Source organism: Lachnoclostridium sp. An14, from assembly GCF_002160755.1.
In the GTDB taxonomy this organism is placed as follows: Bacteria; Bacillota; Clostridia; order Lachnospirales; family Lachnospiraceae; genus Lachnoclostridium_A.
Map to the genome: position 1 here is coordinate 39,500 of NZ_NFLE01000016.1, position 20,137 is coordinate 59,636.

Consider the following 20,137-nt stretch of genomic DNA (forward strand, 5'->3'; position numbering starts at 1 on the left):
TTTCCTATTTTTCCTGTCACATCGCTTTTTCCGCGAATACCCCATTGAAAAATCCGGCAGAATACTTCAGAAGAACGGCGTATGAGCCGCCGAAAAAATATTTCCTGATTTTAGCACTCAACTATTGACAGTGCTAACAAATTGTGATATGTTATAGTACGAATAGAACAGAGACAAAAGGAGGCGTTGTCATGAATATCAACAAGTTTACTCAGAAATCTCTGGAAGCAGTCCAGAACTGCGAAAAACTGGCGTATGAGCATGGAAATCAGCAGATCGAGCAGGAGCATTTGCTGTTAAGCCTGCTGACGATAGAGGACAGTCTGATTTTAAAACTGGTGACGAAGATGGGCATTTCCGGGGAGATGTTTGCGAATGAGGCCAGGCAGAACGTGGAAAAGCTGACGAAGGTGAGCGGTTCCGGCCAGGTTTACGTGAGCAATGACCTGAACAAGGTGCTGGTCAGCGCGGAGGACGAGGCGAAGGCCATGGGCGACGAGTACGTTTCCGTGGAGCATTTGTTCCTGGCCATGATCCGCCAGCCCGACCGGATCATGAAGGAAATGTTCCGCCAGTACGGGATCACAAGAGAGACCTTTCTCCAGGCCCTGTCCACCGTGCGGGGCAACCAGCGGGTGGTGAGCGACAATCCGGAGGCCACCTATGATACCCTGGAAAAGTACGGCTACGACCTGGTAGAGCGGGCCAGAGAGCAGAAACTGGATCCTGTCATCGGCCGGGACAGCGAGATCCGAAACGTAGTACGGATCCTTTCCAGAAAGACGAAGAACAACCCGGTTTTAATCGGCGAACCCGGCGTGGGAAAGACAGCTGTGGTGGAGGGCCTGGCCCAGAGAATCGTCCGCGGCGACGTGCCGGAGGGACTGAAGGACCGGAAACTCTTTGCTCTGGATATGGGCGCCCTGATCGCGGGAGCCAAGTACCGGGGCGAGTTTGAGGAGCGGCTGAAAGCCGTTCTGGAGGAAGTGAAAAAGAGCGAGGGACAGATCATTCTGTTCATCGACGAGCTGCACAACATCGTGGGCGCCGGACGGACGGAAGGCTCCATGGACGCCGGAAACCTGTTAAAGCCCATGCTGGCCAGAGGAGAGCTCCACTGCATCGGAGCCACCACCCTGGACGAATACCGGAAATATATTGAAAAGGACGCGGCCCTGGAGCGCCGTTTCCAGCCGGTGTTAGTGGATCAGCCCACGGTGGAGGACACCATTTCCATTCTCCGGGGCTTAAAAGAGCGGTACGAGGTGTACCACGGCGTGAAAATCACCGACTCCGCCCTGGTGTCGGCGGCGGTGCTGTCCGACCGCTATATCACCGACCGTTTCCTGCCGGATAAGGCCATTGACCTGGTGGATGAGGCCTGCGCTCTGATCAAGACGGAGCTGGATTCCATGCCCACGGAGCTGGATGAGCTTTCCAGAAAGATTATGCAGATGGAGATCGAGGAAGCAGCCTTAAAGAAGGAAACGGACCATTTGAGCAAGGAGCGCCTGGCGGATCTGCAGAAGGAGCTGGCAGAGCTCCACGACCAGTTTGCCGGCAAGAAGGCCCAGTGGGAGAACGAAAAGGCGTCTGTGGATAAGCTTTCGGCCCTGCGGGAGGAGATCGAGCAGGTGAACCGGGACATTCAGGAGGCCCAGAGGCGGTACGATTTGAATAAAGCGGCGGAGCTGCAGTACGGCCGCCTGCCTCAGCTGCAAAAACAGCTGGAACAGGAGGAGGAAAAGGTCAAAAATGAGGATTTGAGCCTGGTTCACGAGAGCGTGACGGAGGACGAGATCGCCAGGATTGTTTCCAAGTGGACGAATATCCCGGTGGCAAAGCTGACGGAGAGCGAGCGGAGCAAGACCCTGCATCTGGATGAGCTGCTCCACAAGCGGGTAGTTGGCCAGGACGAGGGCGTGGAAAAGGTGACGGAGGCCATTATCCGCTCCAAGGCGGGTATCAAGGATCCCACCAAGCCCATCGGTTCCTTCCTGTTCTTAGGCCCCACCGGTGTGGGCAAAACGGAGCTTGCCAAGGCTCTGGCGGAGGCCCTGTTTGACGACGAGGGAAATATGGTCCGCATCGACATGAGCGAATACATGGAGAAACATTCCGTTTCCCGTCTGATCGGAGCGCCGCCCGGATACGTGGGCTACGACGAGGGCGGACAGCTGACGGAGGCCGTGCGCCGCAAACCTTATTCCGTGGTGCTGTTTGACGAGGTGGAGAAAGCCCATCCCGACGTGTTCAACGTGCTGCTCCAGGTGCTGGATGACGGCCGGATCACCGATTCCACAGGAAAGACGGTGGACTTTAAGAACACCATCCTGATCATGACCTCCAACATCGGTTCCCAGTACCTGCTGGACGGCATCGACGAGAATGGAAACATCCGCCCGGAGGCGGAGAGCATGGTTATGAACGACCTGCGCGCCCATTTCCGCCCGGAGTTTTTAAACCGTCTGGACGAGACCATTCTCTTTAAACCGCTTACGAAGGAGAATATCGGCGGCATCATCGGCCTGCTGGTGGAGGATGTAAACCGCCGTCTGGCGGACAAGGAGCTGTCCATCGAGCTGACGGATTCCGCCAAGGCATTTATCACCGAGCAGGGCTACGACCCGGTATACGGCGCCCGCCCGCTGAAACGGTTCCTGCAGAAACACGTGGAGACCCTGGCGGCGAAGATGATCTTAAGCGACAAGGTTCATGTGGGCGACAGGATCGTGATCGACACATCGGAGGACAACAGCCGGCTGATCGGATATACGGAGTAATCCGCAATATAGGATTGAGACAGGATAGGGGAAAACCGGGGAGTCCGGCGCGGAATCAGGCGCCTGGAAATCCCCGGTTTTTTCGGGTCAGAGGAAACGGTGTCCCCTATGACAAAAAAGTTTCCGGCGTGAGGCCTGCTCCGCGCAACGGGAAACGGCTACTGGCGCATCCGCGCTAGCTACTGCGCGCGCATTTTATCTGAGAAAAGGGATCCTGATTTTGAATAAAATGCCTTTTCCCTGCATACATATATGGATAGTACCGAAAATATGTGCAGAGCAGGGAGGGAAATTTCCGCATGGCAAGAGGAAGAAAATGCAGCAAAGATAAGCTGAAGGAGCGTCTGGAGGAGCTGCGGGACGCTATTGAAAAGCAGGAAGAAATGTTAGGAAAGCTGAAGGCGGAGAAAAAAGAGTGCGAAAAAGCCATCCGCAGCCTGGAGACCGACGAGCTTTTGGAGCTGATGGCGCAGAAAAATATGACGGTGGAGGATGTGAAAACCGTTATTGAAGGAGCGGGGCAGGCGTAGGAGCCGGCTCTGCTTTTTCTTGTTTAACAGGAAATTTCGTTTCCTGTTAAACAAGAATGCTCCGCGAGGAGGCGTACTCTGCGCAAAGGAAAATGGCTGTTTACGCAGCCGCACTCCGGCGCGAGTGTGCGCTAAGCGCACACTTTTCTATTTAACAGGAAACTCGTTTCCTGTTAAATAAGAATGCTCCGTAAGGAGGCGCACTTCGCGCAAAGGAAAATGGCTGTTTACGCAGCCGCGCTCCGGCGCGAGTGTGCGCTAAGCGCACACTTTTTATATATAGGAAAAGGAAAGGGGAGAGCGGCGAGCCTCGGAGCTGGTTCTGGAAAGGCTTTGCGGCAGATTTTTGCGGAAAATCCGCCGGAAAGTCAGCAGATAGCCCTAATGTCCCCCTTTCCCGTGGTATAATCAGATTGTCCGCCGGCCTTCCCGTCCGGCGCCGTTCCAGGCAGGTTCCTGCAAGAGTCCCCCTCAGAAAAATTCTCAGAAAGCAGTTGACTTTTCCCGCCAACTATATTATGATGGTAACAGAAACAGAACATTTGTTCGCATGGAGGGCTTTATGAATAAAGATGATAAATTGAAGGCGCTAGACGCCGCGCTGACACAGATTGAGAAGGCATATGGAAAAGGTTCCGTGATGAAACTGGGAGATTCCAGTGCCAATATGAATATTGAGACGGTGCCCACCGGCTCCCTGAGCCTGGACATTGCCTTGGGACTGGGCGGAGTTCCCAAGGGAAGGATTGTGGAGATCTACGGGCCTGAGTCCAGCGGTAAGACCACTGTGGCCCTGCACATGGTGGCAGAGGTGCAGAAACGGGGCGGGATCGCCGGCTTTATCGACGCCGAGCACGCCCTGGATCCGGTATACGCGAAAAATATCGGCGTAGACATTGACAATCTCTACATCTCCCAGCCGGACAACGGAGAGCAGGCGCTGGAGATCACGGAGACCATGGTGCGCTCCGGGGCTGTGGATATTGTGATCGTGGACTCCGTGGCGGCCCTGGTGCCGAAGGCGGAGATCGACGGCGAGATGGGAGATTCCCACGTGGGCCTTCAGGCCAGACTGATGTCCCAGGCCCTGAGAAAGCTGACGGCGGCCATCAGCCGGTCCAACTGTATTGTAATCTTTATCAACCAGCTTCGTGAGAAGGTAGGCGTGATGTTTGGAAATCCGGAGACCACCACAGGCGGACGGGCCCTGAAATTCTACTCCTCCGTCCGTATGGATGTGCGCCGCACAGAGACACTCAAACAGGGCGGCGAGATGATCGGAAACCACGTACGTGTCAAGGTGGTAAAGAATAAGATTGCGCCCCCCTTCAAGGAGGCGGAGTTTGACATCATGTTCGGAAAAGGCATTTCCAAGGAAGGAGATGTGCTGGATCTGGCGGTGAAGGAGAATATTGTGGAGAAAAGCGGCGCGTGGTACGCCTACAATGGAGCGAAGATCGGCCAGGGCCGGGAAAACGCCAAGATCTACCTGGCGGACAATCCGGCGATCTGTGAGGAGATTGAGCACAAGGTGCGGGTACGCTACGGGCTGGAGCCGGATACGGAGGAGACCCACGACGGAGCGGGACAGACCATTCTGCCCCTGACGGAGAACAAGGAAAACTAAGAAAAGCGAGGTCCTGCGGATGCAGATTGTATCGGTAGAGCCGTTGGATAAAAGAAGGAGCAAGGTCCTCACTGACGAGGGCCTTGCCTTCCCTTTATATAACGGAGAGCTGGAAACCTACGGGCTCAGAGAGGGACAGGAGCTGCCCGGCTCCGTCTATGAGGAGATTTTGCGGACGGTGCTCTGCCCCAGAGCGAAGGAGCGCCTTCTCCACCTTCTGAAGATGTCGGATAAGACGGAAACGGAGCTGCGCCGCAGGCTGCGGGACGGGGGCTACCCTTCAGAGGCGGTGGAGGAAGCGATCGCCTACGGGAAACGGTATCGCTACGTCGATGACAGGCGTTACACAGAGAATTACGTGGCCTCTGCCGCGGCGGGAAAGAGCCGCCGCCGGATCGAGGCGGAGCTGGCGGGAAAGGGAATTTCCAGGGAGTTGGCGGAGGCCTGTCTGGCGGAGACGGAGATCGACGAGGCGGGGCAGATAGAGCGCCTGCTGCAAAAAAGAGGCTATGACAGGGAGACGGCGGATTTGAAGGAACAGCAGAAAACTATGGCATATCTTTCAAGACGAGGTTTTTCTTACGAGGCGATACTTGACATCATGCACAAAAAAGATTAAAATTATAATGTTGTATTACTCGTACAATGAAAACTAAATAAGGAGGTGCTCCTGTGTCAGTAATAGCTGTAATTGTTACAATTATTATTGTAGCTCCTATTACCTGGGTCACCGCTGTCAATCACCGGAAAAAGGCTTACGAAAGTACCATTGGCAGTGCTGAGGAACGATCCAGAGAAATAATAGATGAAGCGTTGAAAACCGCGGAAACCAAGAAGCGCGAAGCTCTCCTGGAGGCGAAGGAAGAGTCGTTAAAGACGAAAAATGAGCTGGAAAAAGAGACGAAGGAGAGACGGGCAGAGCTTCAGAAATACGAGCGGCGTGTACTGAGCAAAGAAGAAAACCTGGACAAAAAGTCCGAAGCAATGGAAAAGAAGGAAGCCAGTCTGGCTGCCAGAGAGGAGAAACTCTCAAAAAAGACTGCGGAAGTTGAGGCGTTGTATGAAAAAGGGATACAGGAACTGGAAAAGATTTCCGGCCTTACCTCCGAACAGGCAAAAGAATTTCTCTTAAAATCTGTGGAAGAAGATGTCAAGCATGACACCGCGAAAATGATCAAGGAACTGGAAGCGAAAGCCAAAGAGGAAGCGGACAAGAAGGCGAAGGATTACGTGGTAACCGCCATTCAGAGATGTGCCGCTGACCATGTGGCAGAGACGACGGTCTCTGTGGTGCAGCTTCCCAATGATGAGATGAAGGGCCGTATTATCGGCCGTGAGGGACGGAATATCCGTACCCTGGAGACGCTGACCGGCGTGGAGCTGATTATTGACGACACCCCGGAGGCGGTTGTGCTGTCGGGATTTGACCCGATTCGGCGAGAAGTGGCGAGAGTCGCGCTGGAGCGTTTGATTGTAGACGGACGTATCCATCCGGCTAGGATTGAGGAAATGGTAGAGAAGGCTCAGAAGGAAGTGGAAGCCAATATGAGGGAGGACGGCGAGGCCGCTACCCTTGAGGTGGGAATTCACGGAATTCATCCGGAGCTTGTCAAACTTCTGGGCAAAATGAAATTCAGAACCAGCTATGGGCAGAATGCGCTGAAGCATTCCATCGAGGTGGCACAGCTTGCAGGGCTGTTGGCATCGGAAGTGGGAGTGGATGTGCGGATGGCAAAGCGTGCTGGACTGTTACATGACATTGGTAAATCCGTTGACCATGAGATGGAGGGCACTCATGTGCGCCTGGGCGTGGAGCTGTGCAGAAAGTACAGAGAGTCTGCCGTGGTAATTAACGCGGTGGAGGCCCATCATGGCGACGTTGAGCCGCAGAGCCTGATTGCTTGCCTGGTGCAGGCGGCCGATACGATTTCAGCCGCGAGACCCGGCGCAAGGAGAGAGACTCTGGAAACATATACAAACAGATTGAAACAGTTAGAGGATATTACCAACTCCTTCAAGGGAGTGGACAAATCTTTTGCCATTCAGGCTGGCCGGGAGGTCAGGATTATGGTTGTGCCGGAGCAGATCAGCGACGACGATATGGTTCTCCTTGCGAGAGAGGTCTCCAAGAGGATCGAGGCGGAGCTGGAGTATCCGGGCCAGATCAAGGTGAATGTGATCCGGGAATCAAGAGTGACCGACTACGCGAAATAAGGAAAAGAGCCTTGCTAGATAAAATGCTAGTGAGGCTTTTTCTTTATTTCACAGGAAACTGCGTTTTCTGTGAAATAAGAATGCTCCGCAAGGAGGCGTACTCCGCGGGGAGGAAATTGGCTGCTGACGCAGCCGCGCTCCGGCGCGGGTGTGCGCCAAGCGCACACTTTTTATGTAGGAAACTGCGCCCCTATGCCACAAAAGCCTCCGGCGGGAGACGTACTCCGCGCAGAGGAAATTAGCTACTGGCGCAGGCTCGTTTCGGTGCGGGGCGCTGTTTAGAGGGAAATGGCGGCATCCGCGCGCATTTTATAGATACCGGGAAACGAAGTCTTACGTTTTTCAGTCAATTCCTGGAAGGGAATTGACTTTGACGCGGACAGCGGTTAGAGTAGAGAAAGGAAGGAGTGTGCAGAAAATGACAAGGTACAAACAGACAGCGATGATTGTGCTGGCAGCGGCGATGGCGGTGGGGACAACCATCGTTCCGGCGGCGGCCAGCAGGAAGAAAATTTCCTCCGTCAATCTGTCGGTGACTTCAGATATGAGAATTGGGGATGACATGGATCCGGCTCAGATTGAGATTGAGGAGGACAGTGAGAAGTATTACGTGGAATCCTGTGATATTACAAACACCGGATTTTACTGGACGGAGGAGGACGTGCCCAGGATTGAGGTGTATCTGACGGCGGAGGAGGGGTATTATTTCTCCTTAAAGAGCTCAGATGTGCACCTGGACGGGGCGACCTACGTGGAGGCGGTGAAACCGTCCGGCATGGATTCCACCCAGCTGAAAATCACCATGGATCTGCCTTCCATGGCGGGGCGGATGGATGAGATCGAGACGGTGACCCTGGAGAAGAACGGCATGGCCACCTGGAACGCGGTGCAGGGCGCCGGTCAGTACGAGGTCCGTCTGATCCGCAATTCCACCACAGTGGGAGGCACCCAGACGGTACAGAGCACCACCGTGGATTTCGGTTATCTTATGACGAAGGCGGCTAATTACACGGTGAAGGTGCGCCCAGTCAGCCGGGTAAACTGGGAAGTGAAGGGAAAATGGGCCAGCACAGGAGGCCTTTACATTGACAGCATGGCGGCGGCCCAGTTCCGCAGCGACAATCCCGACGGCGGAGAGTGGGTTCACGATGAAAACGGCTGGTGGTTCCGGAACGAGGACGGCTCTAACACGGCAGAGGACTGGCAGAAAATTGACGGCAAGTGGTACTATTTTAATGAGCAGGGCTATATGCTGGAAAACAGCTGGGTGAAGACCGGTGAAGTCTACTATTACGTGGGAGCGGACGGGTCGATGCTGCGGGGCGCCTACGTGCCGGATACGGAGTATTACGTGGACAGCACGGGAGCCTGGGTGCAGGAATAAGGCCGAGGGCCGCGCGGCCGGGATGACAGTGCCGGGACAGCGGCTTAAAATAACAGACAGAGGTGAGGAGATATGTCAGATCAGAAAAATCAGGAAACTCCGGTAAAACGCCTGGAGCGGAGCTTAAAGTACCAGGGAAACATTCTCAATGTGTATGAGGATGTGGTGGAGGTCAATGGACACATTGCCCATTGGGACTATATTCATCACGACGGCGCGGCGGCGGTGGTGCCGGTGACCGCGGAGGGAAAGATCCTGATGGTGCGGCAGTACCGCAACGCGTTGGACCGCTATACCCTGGAGCTGCCGGCGGGAAAGCTGGATGAGCCTGATGAGCCGAAGATCCAGTGCGCGTACCGGGAACTGGAGGAGGAGACCGGTTTCCGCACGGAGCATATGGAGTATCTGATCAGCGTGAACACGACAGTGGCGTTCTGCAATGAGGCGATTGATATTTTTGTGGCCAGGGATCTGATCCCGTCCAAGCAGCATCTGGACGAGGATGAGGAGATCAACGTGGAGGCCTGGGAGGTAAAGGATCTGGAGGAGCTCATTTACTCCGGAAAGATGACAGACGGCAAGACCATCGCCGGGATCCTGGCTTACGCGAGAAAATTCTGCCGGTAAAAGAAGCGGAAGGATTTGAGAGCGGAAAGACGGTGGGAACGGCCGCAAGGACAGCCGAAGTAAGAACGGGCTGCCGCGGAACCCGGAGTGGCGGTGAGGCCATCGCCAAAGGCCGCAGGCCGCAGAACCAGTAGAAAACGAAAATACAGTCATAAACAGCTGGCCCCGCGCATAGTTTGGGAATAAGGATATGCGCGGGGCGTTTGTTATGTTGAGAAAGCGGTATGGGGACTGGCTGTTGGCGGCGCTGGCGGCGGGAGCAGTGGCGGGAACCGTGATGGCAAACCTTCTTGAGCCGCAGCTGCGGGAGCAGGCGGCGGGAATGGGCAGCCTGCTGGCGGGCAGCGTATATGGAAACGGGAGCCGGCTGGAGCTGATGCGGGCGGCGGCGCTCCAGCGGCTGGGGGAAACGGTTCTTCTCTGGGGAGCCGGGCTGACGGCGGCGGCCAGGCCGCTGTGCTGTCTGCTGGCCGCGTATCTGGGGTGCTCGGCGGCGGTGGTTTTATCTGTGCTCACCTGTGAAAAGGGGATGATGGGCCTGGCGGTTTACCTGGCTACGGTGCTGCCCCAGGCAGCTTGTTACCTCCCGGTATGGCTGTTTCTGGCGGGGGCCGCAGGCCGGCGTATGCGGATTCCCATCCGCTATGTGCTGGCGGGAGCGGTTCTGCTGGCTGCCGGGATCTGGTGCGAGGGCGTGATAAGCCCGTGGCTGCTGAGGGGGCTGCTGCGCCGGTAGAGGTGGAAAAAATGGGCTTTGGGGCGTTTTTTCCGCCTCGGGAGCCTGGAAATCCGCAAAAAATTTCGCGTTTTTTATTACAACATATTGAGGGAAAACGGATGGCCCTCCAATATGTTGTATTTTTTATGTAAATCAGCCGGAAAATGGTGGAAAAGTGGGAAAAATATGTTTGATTTTATGGAAAAATGGGGATATAATGTGAGCACGAGCCTGTTTTTTGCCTGATTATGGTGGATAAGTCAGGTTATGGGGATTGTTTAGGGGGATAACCATGGTAGAGGACATAAAAGAGTTTATTGTCTATCTGAGAGAGGTGAAGCGGACGTCCGTGAACACGGAGGTTTCCTACCAGAGGGACTTGCTGCAGATGGCGGCGTTTTTGCGGGAAAAGGGAATCCATGAGGCGTCCAAGGTGACAAAGACCAGCCTCAATTCTTATATCTTGTATCTGGAGAAGGAGGGGAAGGCGACTACCACCATTTCCAGAGTATTGGCGTCCATGAAGGCGTTTTTCCATTATGAGGTGAGCTGCGGGCGGATTCATCGGGATCCGGCGGAGCTTTTGAAGGCGCCCAGGGTGGAAAAGAAAGCGCCTACCATTCTGACGGTGGACGAGGTAAACTGCCTGCTGGCCCAGCCGGGAGGGGAGGCGCCCAAGGAGATTCGGGACAAGGCCATGCTGGAGCTTTTGTATGCCACGGGAATCCGGGTGTCGGAGCTGATCCATCTGCGGGTGGAGGACGTGAATTTAAGCGTAGGTTTTATCACCTGCCGGGATGGGATGAAGGAGCGGACGGTCCCCTTTGGAAAGGTGGCCAAGCAGTCCCTGTTAAACTATATGGACCAGGCCAGACAGACGCTTTTAAAGGGAAATGAGTCGGAGTGGCTTTTTACAAACTGTAACGGCAAGCCCATGAGCCGCCAGGGCTTTTGGAAAATCATCAAGTATTACGGGGAAAAGGCGGGGATCCAGGCGGATATTACGCCCCATACCCTGCGCCATTCCTTCGCCGCCCATCTGCTGCGGAACGGGGCGGATGTGCACGCTGTCCAGGCGATGTTAGGGCATTCGGATATGGCGACCACTCAGGCGTATATGGCTTACTCCCAGGAAAATGCGGTAAGAGACGTGTATAAGGAAACCCATCCCAGGAATTGAGGCCCGGGAAACATGAAATGAGAATTCCTCTGCTGTGCGCAGGGGAATTTTTTTGTGTCATAGTAGGAAACTGCGTTCCCTATGACACAAAAGCCTCCGGCGGGAGGCGCACTCCGCGCAGAGGAATATGGCTGCTGACGCAGCCGCGCTCCGGCGCGAGTGTGCGCCAAGCGCACACTTTTTTATGTGTAGAAATTGCATTTCCGATGCCACAAAAGCCTCCGGCGGAAGGCGTATTTCGCCTGGAGGAAAAGGGCCGTCTGGAAAAACACGTTTGGGGCCGTTTTCTTAAGGCTCAGGTGTCTGGAGGATCCGGCGGGAGGAAGGAGCAGACTGGCAGCGGGAGAATTGTGACGGCTGCAGATTTGAGGGAGGGGGGACGTGAAAACGCCGTGTACAGAAGGGGACGGGCGGCGGCTTGGGAATGGGGGGAGACGCCTGTTTTCGGGAGCTTTTTACAATAATGAGAAAATAAGTTCCGATTGGGGGCAGAAGACCGTCTAAAAAAGGGGCAATCCTGTTGTTTTTTGTGTGCATTGAAACTTTTTCTGGAAGGCAAACTATCCTATACAATAAATAAATGAATCAGGAGGGATTTATATGAGTGAAGTGTATGGGTATGTCCGGGTGTCCGCGAAGGATCAGTGCGAGGAACGTCAGCTTTTGGCTATGCGGGAGTTTGGCGTGCCGGAGAAGAAGGTGTTTACGGATAAGCTCAGCGGAAAAGATTTTGAGCGCCCCCAGTATAAGCGGCTGCTGCGGAAACTCCATTCCGGAGACGTGCTGGTAATTAAGGCCATCGACCGCCTGGGCCGCAACTACGGGGAGATTCAGGAGCAGTGGCGGCTGATCACTAAAGAGAAACACGCCGATATTGTGGTGCTGGATATGCCGCTTTTGGACACGAGACAGAAGGCGGAGGATTTGACGGGGACCTTCATCGCGGATCTGGTGCTGCAGATCCTGTGCTATGTGGCCCAGGTGGAGCGGGAAAACATCCGTCAGCGCCAGGCGGAAGGGATCGCGGCGGCGAAAGCGCGGGGAGTGAAGTTTGGGCGAGAGAAGAAACCGATTCCCGAGGAATTCGGAGGATTGTGGGAAAAATTCCGCCGGGGAGAGGTCACGGCCCGGGCCGCGGCCGCGGAATTGGGCGTAGTGCACAGTACATTCCTCAAATGGGGGAGTGGAATGGAGAAAAGTTTGTGAAATTTCACCGGTTTTTTAGGGTAGACTTTCAAAACCATCCCTGTGTGTACATATAGTTTTCAATATATAGTGGGCTGCTGTATCTATTTTCTATATTTAGTATAGTGAGAAAGGTACAGCGGCTCATTTTTATTTTACAATATCTGGCTTTAAAAGTCTGCTTTCGACACCATCCGCATAAAGCGACAGGAAGGGAGGACACCGCTGTGACTGATCGGGAACTGCGGAGACTGAGCCGAAAGGATTTGTTGGAGCTGTTGATTTCCCAGGGCCGTGAGCGGGATGCCCTGCAGGCAGAATTAGAGAGAATAAAGGCAGAATTGGAGAACCGGCAGCTCTGTATGGAGCAGGCTGGTTCTATTGCCGAGGCGGCACTGCGGTTGAATGGAGTGTTTGAGGCGGCGCAGGCCGCGGCCCAGCAGTATTTGGACAGCGTTCGCCAGCGCAGCGAGGATATAGAGGAAATCTGCGCGAAGCGGGAGGCGGACTGTGTCCGGAGAGAGGCAGAATGTCAGGAAAACATCGAGAAACAGCAGCGGGAGGCGGCTGAGACGGCCCGCAGGCTGGAAGAAGAAACCAGGGCAAAATGCCAGAAACTGGAGGAAGACGCGAAAAAGAAGTCGGAGGCTTATTGGGCGGAGGTTTCCGCGCGGCTGGATTCTTTCTGCAAAGAGCATGAGGAACTGAAACAGATGCTGTTTTCCGGAGGAAAGACATGATAGGAAAAGGACGGAAAACAAAGCTCTCACAGGTTCCCACGGTGGCGCAGCTGGAAGGCGAGCTGAAACGGGAATCCTACCGAAAACGGTATAACCGGGTGCTCCGCAGCACCGTTTACACGCTCATCACGGTGGCAGCGGCGGCGGTGCTGGTGGCTACGTTATTCCTGCCGGTTCTGCGGATTTACGGGTCTTCCATGACGCCGACGATGGTAGACGGGGATATTGTGGTATCCGTGAAGGGCGGGGCTTTTGAACGCGGCGACATTATCGCGTTTTGGTTTAACAATAAGATTTTGGTAAAACGGGTCATCGGGAAACCCGGCGAGTGGGTGGACATAGACGAGGACGGAAATGTGTCGGTGGACGGAAAACCGCTCAGTGAACCGTATCTGACGGAGCGGGCGCTGGGAGAATGTGACATCAGGCTGCCTTATCAGGTGCCGGATGGCCGCATTTTTGTCATGGGCGACCACCGTTCCACCTCCTCGGACAGCCGAAACAGCGCGGTAGGCTGTGTGGCGGAGGAACAGATCGTGGGGAAATTGGTGTTCCGGGTCTGGCCGCTGGCCGTTTTCGGACCTTTGAAATAAGTATGGAAGGAGGATCAGCCGATGGATCAGAAGAATCTTCTGACCCAGGCGTTGGGTTTTATACGGGATCAGCGGCGGTATCGCTGGTGGCTGAGGATTGTGACCGGTATGGCGGCGGCGGTGGTTTTTGTGACCACCTATCTGCTGATTTTGCCGGCGATTACGATGGAACACAGCATTCTGGAAATCACGGCCACCCCTTCGGAAATCGCTTTGGGCAGAACGATCTACACAGAAGTCTTCGCGGAGGCGGAGGACGACAGGGAAGAAACGGTGTTTGTGCTCATTGCGGACGGGGATAACGCCGGGTTGGATGAAAACCGGATAGACTTTGAGAATGACGCGGCTTTTATTAAGGATGAGACGGGACAGAAAATAAAGCTGTTCCGGGAATATGAGGGGGACGGAACGGTCCAGTACTGGTTTACGCTGGAGCGTGGACAGTCGGTCCGGTTTGAGCTCCCCTGGATCAACGGTGTGGACCGCTACCGCGACGATTGGATTCGGGAGGAGGTATTGGAGGTGCCCGATCCCGTGCAGACACCGTCGGAGCTGTATGCGCCGGAGAGCGGCCGTACCCCAGAAAACGGCCCTTCCGCCGAAACCTCTCCCGGGGTGGATCCGGAAACGTCTTCTGATCCCGTGGCCACCGGCAGCGATCTGGCTGCCGTGCCGGTGAAGGAAAACGGAATCCGGCGGGAAATCCGGGTTTCCGCGGAAAATGCCGGGGATGAGAAGTTTTTCCTGTCCTGGCATCAGGTTCCCTCCGTAGCCCGTTCCTATGGGACGGCCACCCCTTCTGATATGGACGAGGAGGAGCTGGAACTGGACGAGCCTGTGGAGCTGATACTGGATCAGCCGGGAGATGTGGAAGAAGAAGGATTTCTGGTGATCACCTTCGGCAGCGGCGGGACTTTGAAGGAGGCGAAACGGCGGGCAGAGGACACGGTGGAGCTGTCCTGGCTGGAGGAACTGCCCTTTGAGATCCCGGAAAACGCCACCAGCTGGGCGACGGTGGAGAAGGAGGATTTCCTTTCCGAGGATTTTGGTGTCATGAATATGGCCCTGTTCGAGGAGGAAATCGCTGGGCTGGCGGATAATGAGAACAGCCATGATTTTACAGACAACATTACCAGTGTGACGGTGTCAAAGCTGGAGAATGGCCAGTGGGTGCCCGGGACGGAGTTTACAGATGGGGACTCTGTGCGGGTGGAGATTAACTATACGATCCCGGCCAATACGGTGGGAGCGGCCAATCAGACGATTCATTATCAGCTTCCGGATGGCATCCGGCTTTCTCGGGAGGAGTCCGGCACGGTGTACGACGGTCAGACTCCGGTGGGAGCTTATGTCATCGGGACGGATGGTATGATTACCATTACTTTCAATAACACTTTTGCGGACGATAAGCCCTTTAATGGTATGATCCGCTTTGAGGGCACGCTGTCTGCTGATTCAGGGGGAGGTGAACAGGAGATCGAGTTTGGCGGGAGCGGCGGAACCATCACGGTAAAGCCCAACGCCTCGCCCACGGATATTCGTGTGGAGAAGGAGGGCTCCTACAATAAGGAGGATGGGAAACTGCACTATACCGTCACGGTCTCTACGACAAAAGGGACGGAAGATACTGTGACCATCAGTGATAGTTTTGGCACTGGAGATACCAGCGCTGCTTATGATAAGGACAGTTTCCAGATTGTCAAGGTGAAGGCGGACGGCACGCAGGAAACGGTCAGCGGCTATACCCCGGAATTTGGTACAGCCTGGACAGGCGGCCCGGAGAAATTTACCATCGAAAATCTGCCGAAACTGGAGGCTGGGGAAAAGTATGTGGTGACCTACACTGCCACACCGGAGGAATCCAGCGACAGCAGCGGCTCCTCCAGTGTGAACAACAATGCCACCGGCACCAGCGGCGGCGATAACAACAGCAGTGGGGTCACTGTGACCATCTCCCAGCAGATGATTCAGAAATGGGGCAGCTACAACAGTGGGACTGGGAAGATTCAGTGGACCATCAAGCTGAACCAGGATATGCAGGATATTAGCGGCTATGTTCTGAAGGACACTATGACCATCGGCGGCGAAACCGTCAGCATCCCGGCAGGCACGGTGATCACTATGACCGGGTCGAACGGGAGCAGCCAGACCATCACTTTACCATATACGTTCCCGGCGGGCTCCAGCGACAGCTACACCATCACCTATGAGACCGACGCGCCCCAGGGTGAGCCGGGCCAGTCCTGGACGGTGTCCAACAAGGCGGAGCTGGAGGGGGGTAATGACCATTATGAGGCTGGCGGAAACGTTAGTGGCCAGACCCAGGGATACAACGTAGGAAAGAGTTTCGATGGCATAGATCAGAACGAATCTACGGACGAGGTGGGGACTTACAAGTGGGTGTCCCGCATCACGGTGCCAAAAACGGGAGTAGATCTGGATAAGCTGATCTACACGGACACCCTGATTGACGCAACCGTGAATGGTGAAACGGTGGCAGGCAGTCACTACATCACCGCCGCCCTGCTGGGCCAGATGACCGTCACGGTCAACGGCACGGCGCTGGAGCGGGGGACGGACTATCAGATCTGCGACGCCCAGGGCAATGTCATCGCTGATTTTACAAGCCAGACCCATCTCACCGGTTTCCAGGTGAAATTCCTGGATGCGGCCAAGGAGAAAGTCACCGGCCAGATCATTGAGCTGCGGTATCAGACCCAGGTGGATTATAACAAACTGACCGGCGACGGGCCATATACCATCGCCAACAAGGGGAGTATCCCTGGTCATGATAGTGAGAGCAGTACCGGCTACACGCCGCCTAAAAAGCTGGAAAAGCAGGCCAGCATCACAGGAGATGGGGGGAGCAGTTACACCGGCGATTCTATCACTATTGATTACGAGGAATCCGGCGGAGTGATCCACTACCGCTTGCTGCTCCATACTGACGCGAGCACTCAGGGTGACATCACCTTGACCGACCTGCTCCCCAAGGGGGCTACGCTGGTGGAAGACTCGGTGAAAATGGCTTTCTATGTACATGACTGGTATGAATATGATGGGAATGGTTCATATAAAGCCTCGGAACATATCCACGCCGTAGTGGGTGCAACCAACTCCGACGGAACCACTCCGGTAACCTTCACCATCGACGACGGCTACAACGGAAATGGGGAGTACCATGTCCTGGCAGTGTACTACGATCTTTCCATCAAGGACGACCCCCTCTGGACGGAAAATCCTGGTTTAGGGAGCCATCTTTACCGGAATGAGGTGACATGGGGCAGTGAGAGCGACGAGACGGATGTCACGGTGGATCGGGAAGTGCCGGACATCAAAAAAACCGGCGAACAGCTCCCGCAGTACGATGCTAACGGGGATCCCATACAGGACAAAGACGGAAATCCGCTTTTGTCCAATACAATCCGCTATTCGGTGGTCATCAATGCCGGCGCAAAGGATCTGGTGCCGGGCAAAGATTTTATTACCATGTGGGATCAGTTGGATGTGGGGTCAGCGGCCGGAGCCGAATTTCGGCCGGGCAGTGTCAAACTGTACCACTACGATTCAAAGGCGGAAAATCTTTGCGGAACTGCACTGGATTCCAGCCTGTACAGCTATACCTATGACGAGACGGAGTATAAGCTGACTTTCACTTTGCCGGATGAAACGGCCTGTGTGCTGGTCTATGAATACGTGATTGACCGGGGAAACGCCGCAGGAGATTTGACGATTAAAAATGAGGCACACCTCACGGGCGGAACCGGCTCCGGAGGCAGTAACGAGGTGATCTTGGAGGACACCTCCTCCAGCGCGACTGCCACCAAAAAAGAGCTGACCATCTATAAAGTGGACGCCACCAATTACGGCAAGCTGCTGCCGGGGGCGGTGTTTAAGCTGGAGGTTTACCAAAATGGTCAGTGGAAAACGCTGTTGGATGACCTTACTTCGGATGAAAATGGTCAGTTTGTGTTAAGTTACACACAAGATGAGGAGTATAGTAACTGGAATTTTAAGGAGAACACGCTGTATTGTTTGACGGAGATAGAAGCACCTTCTGGATATAATTCCGATGATACGGAGCCATATTATTTTGTATGGCTAGAAAATGGTAAAACGATAGATACTGTAAAAGATGAACTGAAAAACAGCGGCGCACTGAACGGCGTTGATTCGGAAAAAGTGAAATTCCTAACCACTTCCGGCGCAATCTATGTGCAAAATCAGCCCACAGAGCTGACAGTGAAAAAGCTGTGGAAGGATGACTCTGGTATGACGATACCGCCGGGGGCGGATCATGTGGATGTGACGTTGTATCAGCAGGCGGTGGATAGTAATGCGAAAACGGTGACGGTAAATTCTACCGGGCATTTATCCTGGTCACAAACACATACGGAAACAGTGAAAGTGGCGGAAGGCAGTAACTTGACAATTCAAATTACTGGTGTTTATAAGGATAGCTTGGATATTCAGGTGGGAAATGGAGAGAAAGTTTCTGTTCCTACCGGTAGTGGACAAGTTTGGACATATACTATTGATGGAATTACGGATAATACAGTGGTAGAAATTAGTCCAACAGACCAAAATGAAGGAAATCGTTTTGATAAGATCAGCTTTTCCGGCTATACCGAGCCTTATCGTGTTCCCATAGGGGAAGCTGTGGTTTATGAGACAGTCACGCTCAATAGAGAGGGAAATTGGTCTCACACATGGGACGATCTGCCCAAACAAAATGCTCAAAAACAAACTGTTTACTATTATGTAGAAGAAACCACTATCCCTGGCTTTGAAGTAATCTACTCTTCCTACAACAGCGGCGGAATCCAGACCGGTGAGTTGGTAATTATCAACCGTGCCAATGGGTTCTTCCTGCCGGAGACCGGCGGGCCTGGTGTGTTCTTATTTACCATGGGCGGCTTTGCGCTGATGGCGCTGGCGGGCCTGATGTATATGATTTTGCGCAGAAAGGGGGGGGGAGGTTCCCTGATACGCGCAAATAACATATAAATATCTATTTTAACAAATAAAAAGGAAAGGAAGTATGAAACCAATGAAAGCAATGAAAAAAATCTGGGCTGTGATGCTCTCACTCGTCATGGCCATGGTGATGGTTGTTCCGGCGTTTGCGGCGGAGACTAAATATACCATCACTGCTCCCAGCAATGACCACACCTATGAAGTTTACCAGATCTTTACCGGAGATTACTCCAGTAGCGGTACAGATGACAATGTAAAGGTAACTCTGTCTAATGTCAAGTGGGGTAAGAATGGTACAGGTACGGAAGGCGAGGCTGTCTCTGCGGAGATTATTACAGAGTTGACCGGTACTACCGGCACCGATACAGCAAAGCTGGAGGTCATTTCCAAATATGTCGACCTGGAAAGCGATGAGTTCGGTACGGTCACGAATGGCACTCCTTTGCAGGTGCCCGGCGGCTACTACCTGATCAAAGATGTGGACGGCGCGCTGGACGGCGATGAGAATGAGTCTTATACTCTCTACGTTGTGGAGGTCGTGGGCGATGTGACTATCTCTCCGAAAGCTGCTGTTCCGGAATTTAACAAGAAAGTCCAGGATATTAATGACACGACGGACACAGATGTTTCTGATTGGCAGGATTCTGCTGACTGGGATATTGGCGATAAAGTGCCGTTTAAACTTACGGGTACTGTTGCGTCTAATTACGATAATTATAAGGCTTACCAGTTTATCTTCCACGATATGGAGAGTGATGGCCTGACCTTTGATGAGGAATCTGTAGTAGTTAAGGTAGATGGAGAGGTAATATCAACGGGTTACGAGATTGTTACTGAGGGCCTGGAAGATGGCTGTACCTTTGAGGTACGGTTTGACGATCTGAAAGATATTGAGTCCGTTCATGCCGGTTCCGTCATCACGGTAGAATATGAATCCGAGCTGAACAGCAACGCCGTTATCGGCTCCCAAGGTAACCCCAATACCGCACATTTAGAGTTCTCCAATAACCCCAACGACGAACAGGGCGGAGAAACCGGTGAGACCCCGGATGATACCGTTATCGTATTTACATACAAAACGATCATCAACAAGGTAGACGGCGAGGAGAAACCCCTGACCGGAGCAGCCTTCAAGTTGGAAAAGAAACAGGAAGATGGCAGTTATGAACTGGTGAAAGAATTTACTGTGGAAGATGATAAGACCAGTTTTGAATTTACAGGCCTGGATGATGGTACTTATAAACTGACCGAGACTGTGACTCCTAGCGGCTACAACACCATCGACCCCATCGAGTTCACCATTACAGCAGAGCATGATATTCTTTCCGACAATCCCACTCTGACCTCTCTGAACGGCAATGCCACCACCGGCGAGATCGAGTTTACTTCTAGCACCAGTGAAGGTTCCCTGAGCGCCGACGTTGTCAACCAGTCCGGCGCCACCCTTCCGGAGACCGGCGGCATGGGTACCACCATTTTCTACCTTTTAGGCGGTATCCTGGTAGTTGGAGCTGGCATCCTGCTGATCACCAGAAGGCGTATGAGCATGATGGAGGACAAGTAATCTCTATTTGAACCA

Annotated in this window: 14 protein-coding genes; all 14 read left to right on the plus strand. The window is 53.9% G+C overall.

Annotation, left to right across the window (positions count from 1 at the left end; genetic code table 11):
• Nucleotides 1-191 precede the first annotated feature (191 nt).
• The 14 genes from clpB (at nt 192) to B5E84_RS10730 (ending at nt 20,122) form a co-directional block, all read left to right on the plus strand.
• Nucleotides 192-2,783, plus strand: a complete 2,592-nt coding sequence (gene clpB, locus B5E84_RS10650) for an ATP-dependent chaperone ClpB (RefSeq protein WP_087222521.1) — start codon at nt 192-194, stop codon at nt 2,781-2,783.
• A 299-nt stretch (nt 2,784-3,082) separates the two neighbouring features.
• Nucleotides 3,083-3,313 (plus strand): hypothetical protein, encoded by a 231-nt coding sequence (locus tag B5E84_RS10655; RefSeq protein WP_087222523.1) that lies wholly within the window; start codon nt 3,083-3,085, stop codon nt 3,311-3,313.
• A 562-nt stretch (nt 3,314-3,875) separates the two neighbouring features.
• The gene (recA, locus tag B5E84_RS10665; RefSeq protein WP_204248574.1) at nt 3,876-4,940 is read left to right on the plus strand and encodes a recombinase RecA; all 1,065 of its coding nucleotides are present in this window, start codon (nt 3,876-3,878) and stop codon (nt 4,938-4,940) included.
• Between the two features lie 19 nt (nt 4,941-4,959).
• Nucleotides 4,960-5,559, plus strand: coding sequence for a regulatory protein RecX (locus B5E84_RS10670; protein ID WP_087222529.1), 600 nt, complete (start codon nt 4,960-4,962; stop codon nt 5,557-5,559).
• 53 nt (nt 5,560-5,612) lie between these two features.
• Complete coding sequence (gene rny / locus B5E84_RS10675; RefSeq protein ID WP_087222531.1) at nt 5,613-7,154, plus strand: ribonuclease Y; 1,542 nt, start codon at nt 5,613-5,615, stop codon at nt 7,152-7,154.
• A gap of 418 nt (nt 7,155-7,572) precedes the next feature.
• Nucleotides 7,573-8,538: a hypothetical protein gene (locus B5E84_RS10680; RefSeq protein WP_087222533.1), complete on the plus strand. Its 966-nt coding sequence runs from the start codon at nt 7,573-7,575 to the stop codon at nt 8,536-8,538.
• Between the two features lie 72 nt (nt 8,539-8,610).
• Nucleotides 8,611-9,165 carry an NUDIX hydrolase gene (locus tag B5E84_RS10685; RefSeq protein WP_087222534.1) on the plus strand — a complete coding sequence of 185 codons (555 nt, stop codon included), beginning with the start codon at nt 8,611-8,613 and terminating at the stop codon, nt 9,163-9,165.
• 208 nt (nt 9,166-9,373) lie between these two features.
• Nucleotides 9,374-9,901, plus strand: a complete 528-nt coding sequence (locus B5E84_RS10690; RefSeq protein ID WP_162612849.1) for a stage II sporulation protein M — start codon at nt 9,374-9,376, stop codon at nt 9,899-9,901.
• Nucleotides 9,902-10,175: 274 nt separating this feature from the next.
• Nucleotides 10,176-11,063, plus strand: a complete 888-nt coding sequence (locus tag B5E84_RS10700) for a site-specific tyrosine recombinase (RefSeq protein ID WP_087222540.1) — start codon at nt 10,176-10,178, stop codon at nt 11,061-11,063.
• 600 nt (nt 11,064-11,663) lie between these two features.
• Complete coding sequence (locus B5E84_RS10710) at nt 11,664-12,269, plus strand: recombinase family protein (RefSeq protein WP_087222544.1); 606 nt, start codon at nt 11,664-11,666, stop codon at nt 12,267-12,269.
• A 206-nt stretch (nt 12,270-12,475) separates the two neighbouring features.
• A complete protein-coding gene (locus B5E84_RS20840) occupies nt 12,476-12,988 on the plus strand; it encodes a hypothetical protein (protein WP_204248575.1) in 513 nt (170 codons plus the stop codon).
• Nucleotides 12,985-13,581 carry a signal peptidase I gene (gene lepB, locus B5E84_RS10720; RefSeq protein WP_087222546.1) on the plus strand — a complete coding sequence of 199 codons (597 nt, stop codon included), beginning with the start codon at nt 12,985-12,987 and terminating at the stop codon, nt 13,579-13,581. Before B5E84_RS20840 ends, lepB begins: the two co-directional genes overlap by 4 nt.
• Before the next feature lie 21 nt (nt 13,582-13,602).
• Nucleotides 13,603-18,588 carry a SpaA isopeptide-forming pilin-related protein gene (locus B5E84_RS10725; protein WP_087222548.1) on the plus strand — a complete coding sequence of 1,662 codons (4,986 nt, stop codon included), beginning with the start codon at nt 13,603-13,605 and terminating at the stop codon, nt 18,586-18,588.
• 34 nt (nt 18,589-18,622) lie between these two features.
• Nucleotides 18,623-20,122, plus strand: coding sequence for an isopeptide-forming domain-containing fimbrial protein (locus B5E84_RS10730; RefSeq protein ID WP_087222550.1), 1,500 nt, complete (start codon nt 18,623-18,625; stop codon nt 20,120-20,122).
• Nucleotides 20,123-20,137 lie beyond the last annotated feature (15 nt).